The sequence below is a fragment of the Rhodococcus sp. 05-2256-B1 genome (genome assembly GCF_002258465.1).
GTDB classification, from domain to species: Bacteria; Actinomycetota; Actinomycetes; order Mycobacteriales; family Mycobacteriaceae; genus Rhodococcoides; species Rhodococcoides fascians.
In genome coordinates, this window is record NZ_NOZA01000031.1 from 315636 (window position 1) to 329936 (window position 14301).

The 14301-nt window shown below is 64.4% G+C and carries 15 protein-coding genes and 1 tRNA gene; 6 read left to right on the plus strand and 10 right to left on the minus strand.

The window, feature by feature from the left end; genetic code table 11:
* The first annotated feature begins 17 nt into the window (after positions 1 to 17).
* The gene (locus tag CH285_RS21485; RefSeq protein WP_027496598.1) at positions 18 to 617 is read left to right on the plus strand and encodes a TetR/AcrR family transcriptional regulator; all 600 of its coding nucleotides are present in this window, start codon (positions 18 to 20) and stop codon (positions 615 to 617) included.
* A 10-nt stretch (positions 618 to 627) separates the two neighbouring features.
* Here CH285_RS21485 and CH285_RS21490 read toward each other — a convergent pair whose 3' ends face one another.
* Complete coding sequence (locus tag CH285_RS21490; RefSeq protein WP_032366571.1) at positions 628 to 1410, minus strand: fructosamine kinase family protein; 783 nt, start codon at positions 1408 to 1410, stop codon at positions 628 to 630.
* Positions 1411 to 1476: 66 nt separating this feature from the next.
* Here CH285_RS21490 and nadE point away from each other — a divergent pair, with 66 nt between their 5' ends.
* Complete coding sequence (gene nadE, locus CH285_RS21495; protein WP_094643054.1) at positions 1477 to 2322, plus strand: ammonia-dependent NAD(+) synthetase; 846 nt, start codon at positions 1477 to 1479, stop codon at positions 2320 to 2322.
* 30 nt (positions 2323 to 2352) lie between these two features.
* On the opposite strand, the gene CH285_RS21500 is transcribed toward nadE, so the two are convergent.
* Both CH285_RS21500 and moaA read right to left on the minus strand, forming a co-directional pair.
* Positions 2353 to 2598: a MoaD/ThiS family protein gene (locus tag CH285_RS21500; protein ID WP_027496595.1), complete on the minus strand. Its 246-nt coding sequence runs from the start codon at positions 2596 to 2598 to the stop codon at positions 2353 to 2355.
* Between the two features lie 31 nt (positions 2599 to 2629).
* Positions 2630 to 3682 carry a GTP 3',8-cyclase MoaA gene (gene moaA / locus CH285_RS21505; protein ID WP_094643087.1) on the minus strand — a complete coding sequence of 351 codons (1053 nt, stop codon included), beginning with the start codon at positions 3680 to 3682 and terminating at the stop codon, positions 2630 to 2632.
* 179 nt (positions 3683 to 3861) lie between these two features.
* Here moaA and CH285_RS21510 point away from each other — a divergent pair, with 179 nt between their 5' ends.
* Genes CH285_RS21510 through CH285_RS21520 form a run of 3 tightly spaced genes read left to right on the plus strand, consistent with a single transcriptional unit; the run spans position 3862 to position 6462 of the window.
* On the plus strand, positions 3862 to 5052 hold the full coding sequence (locus CH285_RS21510; protein ID WP_094643055.1) for a molybdopterin molybdotransferase MoeA: 1191 nt from the start codon (positions 3862 to 3864) through the stop codon (positions 5050 to 5052).
* The gene (moaCB, locus tag CH285_RS21515; protein ID WP_255032404.1) at positions 5049 to 6056 is read left to right on the plus strand and encodes a bifunctional molybdenum cofactor biosynthesis protein MoaC/MoaB; all 1008 of its coding nucleotides are present in this window, start codon (positions 5049 to 5051) and stop codon (positions 6054 to 6056) included. Before CH285_RS21510 ends, moaCB begins: the two co-directional genes overlap by 4 nt.
* Positions 6049 to 6462, plus strand: a complete 414-nt coding sequence (locus CH285_RS21520) for a molybdenum cofactor biosynthesis protein MoaE (protein ID WP_027496591.1) — start codon at positions 6049 to 6051, stop codon at positions 6460 to 6462. The genes moaCB and CH285_RS21520 overlap by 8 nt, the downstream gene beginning before the upstream one ends.
* A gap of 5 nt (positions 6463 to 6467) precedes the next feature.
* Here the strand turns inward: CH285_RS21520 and CH285_RS21525 are convergent, their stop codons facing one another.
* Both CH285_RS21525 and CH285_RS21530 read right to left on the minus strand, forming a co-directional pair.
* Entirely contained in the window at positions 6468 to 7526 is a 1059-nt protein-coding gene (locus CH285_RS21525) for a CobW family GTP-binding protein (protein ID WP_032366342.1), read from the minus strand.
* A gap of 11 nt (positions 7527 to 7537) precedes the next feature.
* Positions 7538 to 8623: an N-acetylmuramoyl-L-alanine amidase gene (locus tag CH285_RS21530; RefSeq protein ID WP_230591971.1), complete on the minus strand. Its 1086-nt coding sequence runs from the start codon at positions 8621 to 8623 to the stop codon at positions 7538 to 7540.
* Between the two features lie 549 nt (positions 8624 to 9172).
* Between CH285_RS21530 and CH285_RS21540 the strand changes: the two genes are divergently transcribed.
* Positions 9173 to 9517: a histone-like nucleoid-structuring protein Lsr2 gene (locus tag CH285_RS21540; RefSeq protein ID WP_027496587.1), complete on the plus strand. Its 345-nt coding sequence runs from the start codon at positions 9173 to 9175 to the stop codon at positions 9515 to 9517.
* A 114-nt stretch (positions 9518 to 9631) separates the two neighbouring features.
* Here the strand turns inward: CH285_RS21540 and CH285_RS21545 are convergent.
* The 5 genes from CH285_RS21545 to CH285_RS21565 all read right to left on the minus strand — a co-directional run bounded on the left by CH285_RS21545 (position 9632) and on the right by CH285_RS21565 (position 14299).
* Positions 9632 to 9704, minus strand: a tRNA-Ala gene (locus CH285_RS21545).
* Positions 9705 to 9830: 126 nt separating this feature from the next.
* Entirely contained in the window at positions 9831 to 10577 is a 747-nt protein-coding gene (locus CH285_RS21550; protein WP_032366341.1) for a DsbA family protein, read from the minus strand.
* A gap of 25 nt (positions 10578 to 10602) precedes the next feature.
* The gene (locus CH285_RS21555) at positions 10603 to 11760 is read right to left on the minus strand and encodes an MFS transporter (RefSeq protein WP_051365365.1); all 1158 of its coding nucleotides are present in this window, start codon (positions 11758 to 11760) and stop codon (positions 10603 to 10605) included.
* A 77-nt stretch (positions 11761 to 11837) separates the two neighbouring features.
* Entirely contained in the window at positions 11838 to 13478 is a 1641-nt protein-coding gene (gene pgm / locus CH285_RS21560; protein WP_027496584.1) for a phosphoglucomutase (alpha-D-glucose-1,6-bisphosphate-dependent), read from the minus strand.
* An 89-nt stretch (positions 13479 to 13567) separates the two neighbouring features.
* Positions 13568 to 14299 (minus strand): DUF1295 domain-containing protein, encoded by a 732-nt coding sequence (locus tag CH285_RS21565; protein ID WP_094643089.1) that lies wholly within the window; start codon positions 14297 to 14299, stop codon positions 13568 to 13570.
* Positions 14300 to 14301: the final 2 nt, after the last annotated feature.

Genomic DNA, 14301 nt, shown 5'->3' on the forward strand with positions numbered 1-14301 from the left:
CGAGGTACCCTGAACAGGTGACCGGTCCGATGCTGCCCGTAGTAGGCGAAGACTCCGAACGCTGTGACGCTGCCCGCAACCGCCGGCTGCTCCTCGACGCCGCGACGGAGCTGGTGGCGACCCTCGGTGCCGACGCCGTCACCATGGAGGCCGTGGCAACGAGGGCCGGCGTCGGCAAAGGCACCGTGTTCCGGCGCTTCGGCAACCGCGCCGGGTTGATGCGAGCCCTGTTGGATCACACCGAGAAGATGTTGCAGAGCTCGTTCATGTTCGGCGAACCGCCGCTCGGGCCCGGTGCCGATCCCATCGACCGCCTCGTCGCGTTCGGTCGGGCACGGCTGGAGTTCGTCAGGGTTCAGGGTGAGGTGCTGCGGGCCGCGGAAAGCTCGGCCGACGCTCGGTATTCGGCTCCGGCGCACATGGTCAATTTCACACACGTTCTGTCTTTGCTCCGTGCAGCCGGCGTGGAGGGAGACCTGGAACTTCTCACCTATTGGCTGCTCACACCCCTGGAAGCCACGTTGGTGCTGCACCAGTACCGAGACCTCGGAATGACGATGGATCGTCTGGCCGACGGGTGGGAAGATCTGGTGCGCAGAGCAACTCGCGTCCCATAGCGGTTGTCGGTCACGTCGCGAGGATCGACAGTGCCGCCGAATGCAAGGCAGTTCCGTACGAACGGCCGTGTCCGGCCGCATGTACGGCCAGAGGATGCAACTGGTGGAGGGCGGTCCGGTCGCGCCACCCCGTCCGCAGCGGGTGCACGGACTCGTAGCCGTCGACCATGGCGTCCAGATGAGGACAGCCGAACAGTGCCGCCATCGCCAGATCCGTTTCGCGATGGCCGCCGTGTGCCGCGGGATCGATGAGCACGACACCCGCATCGGTCCAGAAGACGTTGCCGTTCCACAGGTCTCCGTGGATTCGACTGGGCGGTTCACCGTCGTCGAACTCGCCGTCCGCCACCCGTCCGCACGCCGCCTCGACGGTCGCCGCCTCGGACTGCGTCACGTTTCCGGCGTCGACCGCGATCCGCAGATACGGCAGCACTCGCTCGGCGGCGTAGAACGAACCCCACGTGGCGTGGACAGTGTTGGTCATGGGCCGCGAGCCGATGAACAACTGCCCGGGAAACGGTGTGCCGTCCGGGCGATTCGGCGGAGCCCCGAATCCGGCCGCGCCGCCGTCGTGCATCCGGGCCAGTGCGCGCCCGAATCGACGGGCCGCGATCTCGGTGGGACGCGCGGCCGTCAACCGCTCGAGTTCGATGAACGTCGGTCCGCGATCGAGAACACCGACGACAGGCACCCCTGTCTCACCGAGCCACGCGAGTCCCGTCGCCTCGGCCTCGAAGAAGTCCGGGTGCGCGCGGGTATCTCGCTTGACGAAGGTATCCGTGGATCCGCTCACGTCGAACGACACTACGCATCCTTCTCGACCCGAACGCGTACCCGCACTCGTCATTAGGATGATCGGATGGGACACATCAACTCGGAATTGCGCTCCGGAATCATGCGTGAGCTGGCGGTACAGTCGACCATCGATCCGGTGACGGAGGTCCGCAGGCGCGTGGACTTCCTCAAGGACTACCTCGCGTCGACACCGGCCTCCGGTTTCGTACTCGGGATCAGCGGCGGACAGGACAGCACGCTCACCGGCAAGCTCGCACAACGGGCGGTGACCGAACTACGTGCCGACGGGCACGAGGCCGAATTCGTCGCCGTACGGCTCCCCTACGGTGTGCAGGCCGACGAGGACGACGCGGCGATCGCACTGAAGTTCATCGATCCCGACCGCACGGTGACGGTGAACATCAAGGAGGCCTCCGATGCCGCAGCCGCTGCGACCGCCGAGGCTCTGGGAACCGGCGAGGTCCGAGATTTCGTGCGCGGCAACATCAAAGCACGTCAACGCATGGTCGCCCAGTACGCGATCGCCGGCGAACTCGGCTATGTGGTCGTCGGCACCGATCACGCGGCCGAGGCGGTCACCGGCTTCTTCACCAAGTTCGGCGACGGCGGGGTGGATTTGACACCTCTGACCGGCCTGACCAAGCGACAAGGCGCTGCGCTGCTGCGCGAGCTCGGTGCGCCCGAAAGTACCTGGCGCAAAGTCCCCACCGCGGATCTCGAAGACGATCGACCGGCTCTGCCCGACGAGGAAGCACTCGGCGTCACATACCAGCAGATCGACGACTACCTCGAAGGCAAGGACGTCACCGAGGAAGTGGCCGACAAACTCGAGAAGATGTTCGCCGCGACGCGGCACAAGCGAACCGTTCCAGTGACACCGTTCGACGATTGGTGGAAGAACGGTCACTGACCGACCTTCGTCGGCGGCGATCGGTGACGATCAGCCGCCGGCGAACGGCGGCAGTACGTCGACTCTGCTGCCTACGGACCGCCCCAGATCGCGGGTCAACTCGTCTCCGACCAGATACGCCGACACCCGCAGAATCGGTTCCATCGGGGCTCCGTACCGAGAACGGATGGCCTCGCGCAATTCTCCCAGCGTCGCACCGGCCGGCAGAGTGAGGTGTTCCGACTCGCAGCCGGACGCGTCGACGGCGGCTGCGAAGTACCGCACCTCCACCTGCATCGTTCGACTATCGGTCGTGCTGGGCTGTGTCTCAACCACCGATTGCTCCCATACTGCGGGTCGGTGGCACGAAGCCCTCGGCGTCGATGCCGTGCCCGGCCCATTTGTTCCACATGGCTCCGCGCCATACTGCTGCCAGCTCGTCATCGGTGGCACCGCCCCGCAGCGCCGCGCGAAGATCCGTCTCGTCGTCGCTGAACAGGCAGGACCTGATGGTCCCCTCGGCGGTGAGCCTCGTGCGATCACAGTCGCCGCAGAACGAGCGCGTGACGGACGCGATGATTCCCACGGTTGCCTCCGTGCCGTCCACGCTCCATTCCTCGGCGGGAGCGGACGGATCGGCGCGACCCACTTCACGAAGATCGAAAGCAGTGGACAGCTCGTCGAGCAACGTCTGGGCGTCGATCATGTTGTTGCGGGCCCATTCGTGATCGGCGTCGAGTGGCATCTGCTCGATGAATCGAAGCGCGACCCCCTCGTCCAGACACCACCGGAGCAGATCCACGGAGCCGGAGAGCGTATCTCGCATCAGTACGGCATTGACCTTCACCGGACCGATGCCCGCCTTCTTGGCCGCTCGGATACCGGCCAGCACCGACGGCAGACGATCGCGTCGAGTCAAGCGCGCGAACTGTTCACGATCGACCGAGTCCAACGACACGTTGACGCGCGTCAGACCGGCCTCGGCGAGGGCCTGCGCACGATGTTCCAGACCGACGGCATTGGTGGTCATGGACAACGGAACGCCGTCCGCCACAGCGGAGCACGAACGAAGGATCTCGTCCAGGTCTCGGCGCATCAGAGGCTCACCGCCGGTGAAACGCACGTCGCGTATTCCCAACAGGCGCACGGCAACCGAGACGACCCGAGCGATCTCGCCAGCGGTCAGTAGGTCGGCTGCGGGGATTGCCGGCAGCCCCTCCTCCGGCATGCAATACGTGCACCGCAGCGAGCACTTCTCGGTGATCGAGATGCGCAGATCGCGTGCCACCCGCCCGAAGCGATCGATCAGATGCGGCACGTCGGGACGATCGTCCACCGGGCCGAACGACGACCCCGAGGAAGCTGCGCCTATACGTGGGATCCCGAGGGACGTGACACTGTCCACCGTCACCTCACACCTCGAATCCGTCTGTTCCTGCATGTCTCACATCGGCTTGTCTACCCAGTATGCCGCAGCCCACACGCGCCCGTCGTGTCGGCGTGCCTAGGATTGGCAGCCATGACGGCTGAGCACACTCGAGCGATCACCGGACCTGCACTGTGAGCGCCGTATCCGTCGAGGAGCACGCAGCAGCGATCGAGTGGCTGCTCGCAGACTTGGGCACCCGAGCAGCTCAACGAGTGCCGCTGACCGACGCACTGGGGCGGGTGGCATTCCACGACGTGACCTCCCCCGTCGATCTACCTCTGTTCCGGAATTCGCAGATGGACGGTTATGCGGTCGATTCTCGCTCGGTGCAGTCTGCGCCCGTGACGCTTCCGGTATCGACGATCATCGCTGCCGGACCCACCCGACCCTCGACGCTCACGCCCGGTAGCGCAGCCAAGATCATGACCGGTGCACCGATACCCGACGGAGCGGACGCCATCGTCCCCGTGGAGGACACCACGGTGACCACCGCAGGTGCGGTGACCGTCGAACGAGCCCGCGTCGCAGGCGAATTCGTGCGCGAACAGGGTAGCGACGTACGCGCGGGAACGATCCTGATCGACGCGGGCAGAGTGCTCGAGCCCCGGCACATCTCGGTTCTCGCGGCCGTCGGACTGGCCACCGTCGACGTACGGTCGCGTCCTCGTGTGGCCGTGGTGACCACCGGAGCAGAGTTGGCCGACGCAGGCGAGACGCTCTCGCCCGGTCAGATCTTCGACTCGAACGGCATCACTCTTGCCGCGCACCTGCGCGCGAGCGGTGCCGACGTGGTTACCGTCGCACGCAGCACCGACGATCCGGAACGCTTCCGAAGCATCCTCACCTCCGCAGCCGCATCGGCGGAGCTCATCATCACCTCCGGTGGAGTGTCGATGGGCGACTTCGAGGTGGTCAAGGACGTTCTCGCGCCGCTGGGTGGACAGTTCGGATCGGTTCGGATGCAACCGGGTGGACCGCAGGGCATCACGATGTTCGACGGCACTCCGGTCCTGAGTTTCCCCGGCAACCCCGTCAGCACCGTGGTGTCGTACATCATGTTCGCGCGCAACATCGTTCGGCGATCTGCCGGCCTGCCACCGGTCTTGTCGGGCCCTGCGACTCTGTTCCAGTCGATCACCTCGCCGCCGGGCAGGCGTCAACTGCTCCGCGGGAAATTGCGTGACGACGGCCGGGTCGAACTGGTCGCCGGACCGGGGTCCCACCTGGTGGCCGCACTGGCGTGGGCCGACGTGCTCATCGACATCGCCGCCGAGACGACCGAACTCGCCGCAGGATCACCCGTGGAGGTATGGCCGCTGTGACCACCGAAGTTCCGCAGAACCCCCTGTCGCACCTCGACGACGAGGGCCGCGCCCGCATGGTCGATGTGGCGCACAAGAAAGAGACCTCCCGAACCGCTGTGGCGGCAGGCGAGTTCGTCACCACGCCCGAGGTCATCGGGTTGGTGCAGGCGGACGGCATGCCGAAGGCCGATGTCCTGGCGACCGCTCGGATCGCCGGTATCTCGGCTGCCAAGCGCACGTCCGATCTGATTCCGCTGTGCCATCAACTCGCGCTCTCGTCGGTCAAGATCTCCTTCGGATTCACCGACACCTCCATCACGGTCGAAGCCACCGCGCGCACGACCGGTAGGACCGGCGTCGAGATGGAAGCCCTCACCGCCGTCGCGGTTGCCGGGCTGACCCTGCACGACATGGTCAAGGCAGTCGACCCGGGTGCGACGATGAACGGCGTCCGGCTGATCACCAAAGACGGTGGTAAGCATGGACATTGGCAGCGTGATGCGAAGGCGACCGCCCCCGACGACGACGCTCGGCCGTCGGAGGGGACGAAGTCGGCGGTCGTGCTCGTGGCCTCCACCGGCGGTGCTCGCGGAACCCGCCCGGACACCACCGGCCCGTCCATCGCATCCTGGCTGACCGATCGGGGCTTCGCGGTGCGCGGCCCGCTGGTGTACGCCGATGCCGACATCGAGGCCGGACTGCGCGACTCGCTACGCGGCGAGCCGTCGCTGATCATCTCGACCGGCGGAACCGGCGTCTCCCCTACCGATGCAACTCCGGAGGCCACGGCGGCACTGCTCGACATCGAGATGCCAGGAATAGCAGACCAGATCCGCGCCAAGGGAACCTCCGCGACGCCGCACGCGGTGCTGAGTCGCGGAGTGTCCGGGTTGATCGGACGTACCCTCGTCGTCAATTTGCCCGGATCACCGGGAGGCGTGAAAGACGGCTTGGCCGTTCTCGATCCGCTCCTCGATCATGTACTCGCCCAGATCTCAGGAGGAGGACCCCACGATGACTGAACTCGTCGCCCGCATCTCGAACGAGCCGCTGACGACCGCCGAGGTAGAGGCCGCGGTACAGGATTCGCACCACGGTGCCGTGGTGCTGTTCAGCGGAATCGTTCGTGACCACGACGGTGGCCACGCCGTGGAAACTCTCGAATACCGCGCCCACCCCGATGCGGAACGCTTCTTGAGCCGATGCTGCTCGGAGGTCTCGTCCGAAACCGGTCTTGCGGTCGCTGCCGTGCATCGCGTCGGGGACTTGCGGGTCGGCGATCTCGCGCTCGTGGCCGCAGTCGGATCGGCTCATCGCGCCGAGGCGTTCGAGGCGTGCGCCCGACTGGTCGAACGCATCAAGGCCGAGGTACCCATCTGGAAACGGCAGGGCTTCGAAGGCGGGCGCACCGAATGGGTCGGACTGTAGAAGACCTACGCCGGCTCGAGGTATCGATGGACCGGCAACATGGCCGAGGCGTCGACTGCGTCGTCAGGGCCGCGCACGCAGGCCCGCAGTCGATGTTCGACCGCGTCCGCATCGAGTTCGGTGCCGATCAGCACCAGTGATGTCTGCTGGGCTTCACCCCGTGACCACGCTGCACTCTCGAACCGGATGTGTCGCCCTACCGTCTGCACGATGAACTTCTGCTGGTGTCCCGGCAGGTCGAAATGCACGACACCCTTGATGCGGTAGAGGTTTCCGGTCGGGTTCTCCAGAAATTCGATCAGCCGACGCGGCTCCATCGCTGCTGTGCTGACGAACTCGGTATGCGAGTACTGCGCATGCAGGTGTCGGTGGTGTCCGTGCTCGTGGCAGCTGTCGTCGTCGAGGTGCTCACGCAGAAGTTCGTCGAAGGACAACTGCACGGGTAGTGCGGATTCGACCGGCCCGTTCTGGGGCCGGTCGAACAACAACAGAGGATCGACGCGTCCGAACGACACAGCTGCGACAGGGACGTCGCCGACAATGGACCGAACCGTCGACACCACCGCAGAGCGCTCCGAATCCTCGACGGCGTCGGACTTGTTCAGTACCACCAGATCCGCCAATTGCAGATGCTGATCGATTTCGGGATGCAGGGTGCGGGTAACCGCGAATTCGACCGCGTCGACGACTCCCACCAATCCGCCGTACACGATGAACTCGTTCTCACTGCCGCGCACCATTCGAATGAGATTCCGTGGCTCCGCCAATCCGCTGGCCTCCACCACGATCACGTCTATGGCCGAACGGCGGTGTGCCAGCGTATCGAACATCGCGTCCATGTCACTGATGTCCACCGCACAGCAGATGCATCCGTTGCCCAGTGACACCATCGAATCGACCTGTCCTGCAACGAGCATGGAATCGATGTTGATCGCACCGAAATCGTTGACCACGACGCCGATCCGAATTCCCGCATCGTTGCGCAACAGATGATTGAGCAGAGTGGTCTTGCCGGCACCCAGAAAGCCGGCAACGATTACCACCGGAATTCGTCGACGCGCCACGCCGGTCGAGACTACCGGGCGGCGAGAATTCGATTCAGGAGGCCTCGAGCGAAGGTGGAGACGCTGCTGACGTTCTCGTCGGTCACCAATCCCTTCAACCCGTCGACACCGAACGATTCGACATACGGCGAGACGCTTTCGAGTAGTCGAGACAAGGCACTACGACCCGCTACGGACGTCGACGTAGCGGCGGGGACAGTCGCGCTCGTCGGCGTCGGCGCAGAGGCGGTGGGAACTGCGACGTCCGGCGACGAGGCAGCCTCGGCTCCGAGAAGATAGTCGATGATGCCGGTGGAGATGGCGATCGCATGCTTCACCTGACCGTCCGAGCCCTCGAGCACCGCCGCGTCGTCCGGGTTGGAACCATTGCCCATCTCGACGAACACCAACGGAACAGTCGTCAGTGCGGGCCCCGCGACGTCGGATCGTTCCTGGATCCCGTCGACAACGCCCGAGTAATTGGCGGGATCGAACCCGGCGCGAACGTAGGAATCTCTCATCAGCTTCGAGGCCGAGCGCCCGCCCTCGGACTGAGCCGCATCGGCCGCCGCATTCGGAATCGGCAGTGTCGGCACGATCAGATGGAATCCGTGCTTGTCGGTGTCGGTCGTCGTGCTCGTCGAGTCCGCATGAATGCTGACGGCCACATCGGCTCCGGACGCGCTGGCAGCGCGAGCCCGATCGTCGACGCACCCGCCCCATCCGGCGTCGTCGACGCGGCTGGTCTTCACCGTCGCACCGAGACTCTCCAGACTGGACCGAACCAGCTCCGAGACCTTCCAGTTGATGGTGTGCTCCGGCACCCCGTCCACCGTGGTCATGCCCGTGGTCTGGCAATCCTTGGTACCGCCGCGCCCGTCGTCGACCTGCCGTTGCAGATTCTCCGAGTGAGCTGTGCCCTGGTGACCCGGATCGAGGAAGACCGTCTTTCCCGTCAACTCTCGTCCGGCCGATTCCGTGCCGGGTGTCGCCGACGGCGCGGTGGCGGGCGTGGACGGGTCGGCCGATGCCGGTGCGCCGACGAGCGCTCCAGCACCCAGTAGACCTGCGCACATCAGCGTCACCGCAGCCGACCCGGCTGTTCGTGAAGATTTCATCGACTCGTGGGCGCTCCGGTGGAGCCGGTCGCGCCACTCCCCTCTCGGCACCTCGGACGCCGTCGAGCCACGCGGTTCCCATTGGCATCAGGAGCTACCGTGCGTCACAACAGACACTTGCTGCTCGAGTGAACCAGAAATCGAACCATTCGAGTCCCTGATCGAATTTCGTTAGCCAAAGGAGTGCATTTCGTGATCGATTCGTTGCGATCTGCCCAGCCTTCTCATGTTTCCCACGACGGCGACACGAGTGCCGCGAAACTCCGAAATCGGCCGCCGGCTCGAACCGACCCCGAGAACGAATTTCCTATCAATACCGGACAGTTTGTCTTTGTTCACCGCAACAGCGATCCCTCGCACTGCGCACACACTTAATGCCTGCGCCACGTCGGTTTCGACGAATACATCTGCAGATTCTGTGGCAATGCTGCGAAACCGGTAACAATCGATCGGCCAGCATGGATATACACATTGTTCGGCCGTATAGTCGACACAGTTCGATCTGGACATCCCCCCGCATCATTCCCTGCACCATTGGAGAGCTTCAGCATGGCCAGAAAAGTCTATGTGCAACTAGTCGATGACATCGACGAAAAACCGATCGAATCCGGTGGCGAACACATAACCTATTCGGTCAACGGAGTCAGCTACGAAATCGATCTGAGCGACAAGAACGCCAAAGAATTCCACCGCAAGCTCGACTATTACATCGAGCACTCGACGAAGGTGGGTGGAAAGCGACAGAAGAAGTCGACTTCCCCGGCTACCGGGGCGAAGCGCGACGCCAATCAGACCAAAGCCATCAGAGAATGGGCGAAGGCGAACGGCCACAACATTTCTGCGCGCGGAAGAATACCCGCCGAAGTGGAGCAGGCGTTCGACGCAGCTCACTGACTCCCGCCTTCCGAATCGGCGTCTCAGGACTCACGCTGCAGACGCCGATTCGGTGGCCGAAGCCATAGACACAACAAAAGCGCCGCCCGATGGGCGGCGCTTTTGCTTTCTCGGTGGAGCTAAGGGGACTCGAACCCCTGACCCCCACACTGCCAGTGTGGTGCGCTACCAGCTGCGCCATAGCCCCGAGTACTGCGTGCTCCCGCTCATGCGGTTGCTCGAACGAAGTTACACCATGGCTCGCGGCAGCAACAAATCAGCTGGTGCGGCCCGTACTCGATGCTCCGGTACGGGCCCCCGCGCTCGACCCCGATCAGCCGACCGTAGCCAACCATTCCGAGTCGCCCAGCGCGTCGACCACCTGTCCGTCCACCAGAACACCCGGAGTTCCGCGTGCGCCCGATGCGGCCAAGGCGTCCCGACCGGTCGTCGCGTCCGCCACCGCTGCGTCACGCTGAGCGCCCGTGGTGATGCACTCCACCGCAAGATCGCTCGCTCCGTTCGACGTTGCCAGCTCCGCCAGCTCGGCATCGGTTCGGTCGGAGTCGCTTCCTTCCTCCGGCTGGAATTCCGGGTCGAACAGCGCGGCGTGGAAAGCCGAGTAGACCCGCGCATTCTCGGTGGCGGCCACGCAGTGCGACGCCGCAACGGCCCGCGTCGAATAGTCACCCGAGGCCGAGCTCGCATCGAGGAAATTGATCAGGTGGTAGTTGACCGAGACAACGCCGTCGTCGATTTTCTGAGCCAATTCCTGGCCGTGCTTCACCTCGAGATCACTGCAGAATGGGCACATCGGGTCCTCGTAGATATCGATGACGCGCTGCGCGCCCGGACGAGCCAATACGACGACACCGTCTCCCGGCAACGACAATTCGACCTCGGGATTCTTGACCGATCCGTACCCGTCGTTCCGGGGCGCGTCGCTGCCTCGCTGCCACAGGATCGCTACCACGACGACCGCGACCACCACGAGGAATGCAATACCGCCCAGAATGTACGTCACGGTGTTCGACGAGGCCTGCGGAGTGTGTTTCGTGCTGGATGTCTTCTTCTCGCTCACAGAGCGAATACTACGGACGTATCCGTCAGCTGCGCTCGCGCTCGAGGGTGTCCGGAACGCGCGACCACCACAACCCCGCCAGTAGAAGCAGTGCGCCCGTCACGGCGAAAGCCGGACCGAACGAGACCCGTTCCACGATCATTCCGGCCACGATCGGGCCGATCACAGCGCCCACGTCGGACGCCATCTGGAAGGCAGCCAGCACGGGTCCTCCACGCGCCTTGGAGCCGATCACGTCGGCGACCGAGGCCTGCTGGGCAGGACTCATCAGGCCCGATCCGATTCCGGCGATCAACGACACCGCGAGGAACAACACCGGATCGTGGACATAGCCCATCACGACCGTTCCCAGGCCGCACACCGCCAAACCGCCCAGCATGAACGGTTTGCGTCCGCGTACGTCGGACAGGCGACCGGCACTGGTGAGAACCAGAGCGTTACCCACTGCGAACACCGTGAGAGCAATCCCGACGAACACCTCGGACCGCTGCATTGCCTCGACGACGAACAACGGCACCAGCGCCACCCGGACACCGAACACGGCCCATCCGTTCGCGAAATTCGACGCCAGGGCGGCCCGATAGGACGGGATTCGCAGAGCAGCGAGCAACGACATCGTCGGCGGCGCAGTTCCCTTCTCCGGCTTGACCAGATCGGAATTGCCGAGGGTGAAGTACACGACGGCAGCGGCGATCACCAGAGCCACGGCATAGATGACGAACGGCACCCGCAGACCGAAACCGACGAGCGCGCCGCCGACGAGCGGACCACCGATGGTTCCCAGTAAGAAAGCGGTCGCGTACAGCCCGGAGATGCGGCCTCTACTGGTAGGTGGACTGATTCTGATCAGCAGTCCGAGAGCAGACACCGAGAACATCGTCGACCCGATCCCGCCGAGTCCGCGAAACACCAGCAGCTGCCAGTACGTCTGAGCCAGAGCGCACGCACCGGTGGAGACCGCCACGATCAACAGTCCGATCAGGTAGACGGGTCGTTCGCCGAGCCGCTGAACCAGAGCGCCGCTCGCAGGCGCGAACAGCAACCGCATGAGAGCGAAGGCACTGATCACTGCCGATGCGGCCGTGTATCCGACGCCGAATTCTCGAGCGAACTGCGGCAGGGCAGGCGCGACGATGCCGAATCCGAGGGCGATGACGAACGCTGCCGAGACCAGTACCCAGATCTCCGGTGGGAGTTTGCCTCCGGGTTGGAATGCCGGCTCGGGGGCCGAGCTGTCGTGGTCGGGTGTCGGTGAGTCGGTCACGAGCTCTCGAGAGCGGACGAGACCAATTCACGTGCTGCAGCCTGGACCTCGGCGAGGTGTTCCTTGCCCTGGAACGACTCCGCGTAGATCTTGTAGACGTCCTCGGTTCCCGACGGACGAGCTGCGAACCAGGCGCTCTCCGTTGTCACCTTCAGCCCTCCCAGTGCGGCCCCGTTTCCGGGAGCCTCGGTCAGCGTCGCGGTGATCGGCTCCCCCGCCAATTCGGTGGCGGTGATCTGGTCGGGCGACAACTTGGCGAGCACAGCCTTCTGCTCCCTGGTTGCCGGAGCGTCGACGCGGGCGTACGACGGATCGCCGTACTCGGCTGTGAATTCTGCGTAGCGTTGCGACGGTGTCGATCCGGTGACCGCGGTGATCTCCGAGGCCAACAGCGCCAGAATGATTCCGTCCTTGTCCGTGGTCCACACTCGGCCGTCGTGCCGCAGGAACGAGGCACCGGCGCTCTCCTCGCCGCCGAAGCCGAGCTCGCCGTCCAGCAGGCCCGGCACGAACCACTTGAACCCGACCGGGACCTCGAGCAGCTTTCGTCCGAGACCGGCGACGACGCGATCGATCATGGAGGAACTCACCAGCGTCTTGCCGACTGCCGCCGTCGGTGACCACCCGGGCCGGTGGGTGAACAGATAGTCGATCGCGACCGCGAGGTAGTGATTGGGGTTCATCAGACCACTGTCGGGAGTGACGATGCCGTGTCGATCGGAGTCGGCGTCGTTGCCCGTGGCAATGTCGAATCGATCCCGGGCTGCGATCAGTGATGCCATCGCGTTCGGCGACGAGCAGTCCATTCTGATCTTGCCGTCCGTGTCCAACGTCATGAAGCGGAACGTGCCGTCGACCAACGGATTGACGACGGTCAGATCGAGGTTGTGTCGTTCGGCGATCGCATCCCAGTAGTCGACACTGGCACCGCCGAGCGGATCCGCACCGATGCGAACTCCGGCGGCGCGGATCGCATCGAGATCGAGCACGTTCGGGAGGTCGTCCACGTAGGTGCCGAGGAAGTCGTACCGCGAGACGCTTCCCGCGAACGCCTGCGCGAGAGTCACGCGCTTGATTCCGGTAATGCCCTCGCGGAGAAGCTCGTTGGCGCGGGCAGCGATCACCGACGTCGCATCGCTGTCGGCCGGTCCACCGTGCGGAGGGTTGTACTTGAACCCGCCGTCACGCGGCGGATTGTGGGACGGTGTGACCACGATGCCGTCGGCTTTCGCGGTCGGCCCCGACTCGTTGTACCGGAGAATGGCATGACTGACGGCGGGCGTCGGGGTGTAGCGATCCCCCGAGTCCACCAGAACGTCGACGTCGTTGGCTGCCAACACCTCCAGAGCCGTCGTCCACGCGGGCTCGGACAATGCATGGGTGTCTCGACCGATGAACAGTGGCCCGGTGATACCTTGCGCGGAACGATATTCCACGATGGCCTGCGTGGTGGCGACGATGTGCGCCTCGTTGAACGCCGAATCCAGGCTCGAACCTCGATGACCCGAGGTCCCGAACACGACCTGCTGACTCGGCTCCGACACGTCCGGAATGCGCGAGTAGTACGCCGTGACGAGTTGCGAGAGATCGACCAGATCCTCCGGCAGTGCAGTGGTTCCAGCTCTCTCGTGCGCCACGATGCGCCTCCTCAATCCTCGAACGAACCGAATCCGGTCGACGAACCGAATTTCTCGTTCAACCCTAACGCCGCTGCCCCACCCGCGAGCTACTTGCTCTGCCGTTTCGGTGGCCGCGGCAGAAAATAGCTGGTTCGCTGCTGATATTCGCGATACCCCGGACGCTTCTCCATGCTCCGTTCCAACAGCCGAGCCCCGGTGGCGAACACCAAGAAGTACGTCATCGCGACAGGCGACAGAATCGTGAACACCCCAGGCCACGCCGAGGCCGAGACGAGGAACAGTCCCCACCACACTGCCGAGTCGCCGAAGTAATTGGGATGCCGCGTCCAGGACCACAGACCTCGGTCCATGGTCTTGCCCTTGTTCGACGCGTCGGCCTTGAACGCCTTCAATTGCGCGTCGCCCACTGCCTCGAACGTCCATCCGAGTAGCCAGACCACTACGCCGAGTACGACGACGGGTAGAACCGATCCGTGTGAAACGGCGGATACCTGCAGTGGAAGGGACACGAACCACAGCGCAACCGCCTGCGTCAGATAGATCTTCCGCAGGGCATACCAGGTTCTGTTGCCGGTGGCCTTGGACAGCAGCTCGGTGTACCGCGGATCCTCACCGTGTCCGCGTGAGCGCTGCACCATGTGCAGCGCAAGACGAAGCCCCCACACTCCGACGAGCACGACCAGCAGGAGTCGTCGCCACAGATCACCTGTGCCGGTCGCAGCGGAGATCAGCGCGATCAGAACGAAGCCGCCACCCCACGTCACATCCACGACATTGTGTCGTCCGATACGGGCACCGACGAGGGCGGTGACCATCATCA

What these genes read in the sequence shown, in the direction of transcription:
- nadE (WP_094643054.1), top strand. Translation starts at nt 1,477, where the DNA reads ATGGGACACATCAACTCGGAATTGCGCTCCGGAATCATGCGTGAGCTG.
- CH285_RS21500 (WP_027496595.1), bottom strand. Translation starts at nt 2,598, where the DNA reads ATGCAGGTGGAGGTGCGGTACTTCGCAGCCGCCGTCGACGCGTCCGGC.
- CH285_RS21520 (WP_027496591.1), top strand. Translation starts at nt 6,049, where the DNA reads ATGACTGAACTCGTCGCCCGCATCTCGAACGAGCCGCTGACGACCGCC.
- CH285_RS21530 (WP_230591971.1), bottom strand. Translation starts at nt 8,623, where the DNA reads ATGAAATCTTCACGAACAGCCGGGTCGGCTGCGGTGACGCTGATGTGC.
- CH285_RS21540 (WP_027496587.1), top strand. Translation starts at nt 9,173, where the DNA reads ATGGCCAGAAAAGTCTATGTGCAACTAGTCGATGACATCGACGAAAAA.
- CH285_RS21565 (WP_094643089.1), bottom strand. Translation starts at nt 14,299, where the DNA reads ATGATGGTCACCGCCCTCGTCGGTGCCCGTATCGGACGACACAATGTC.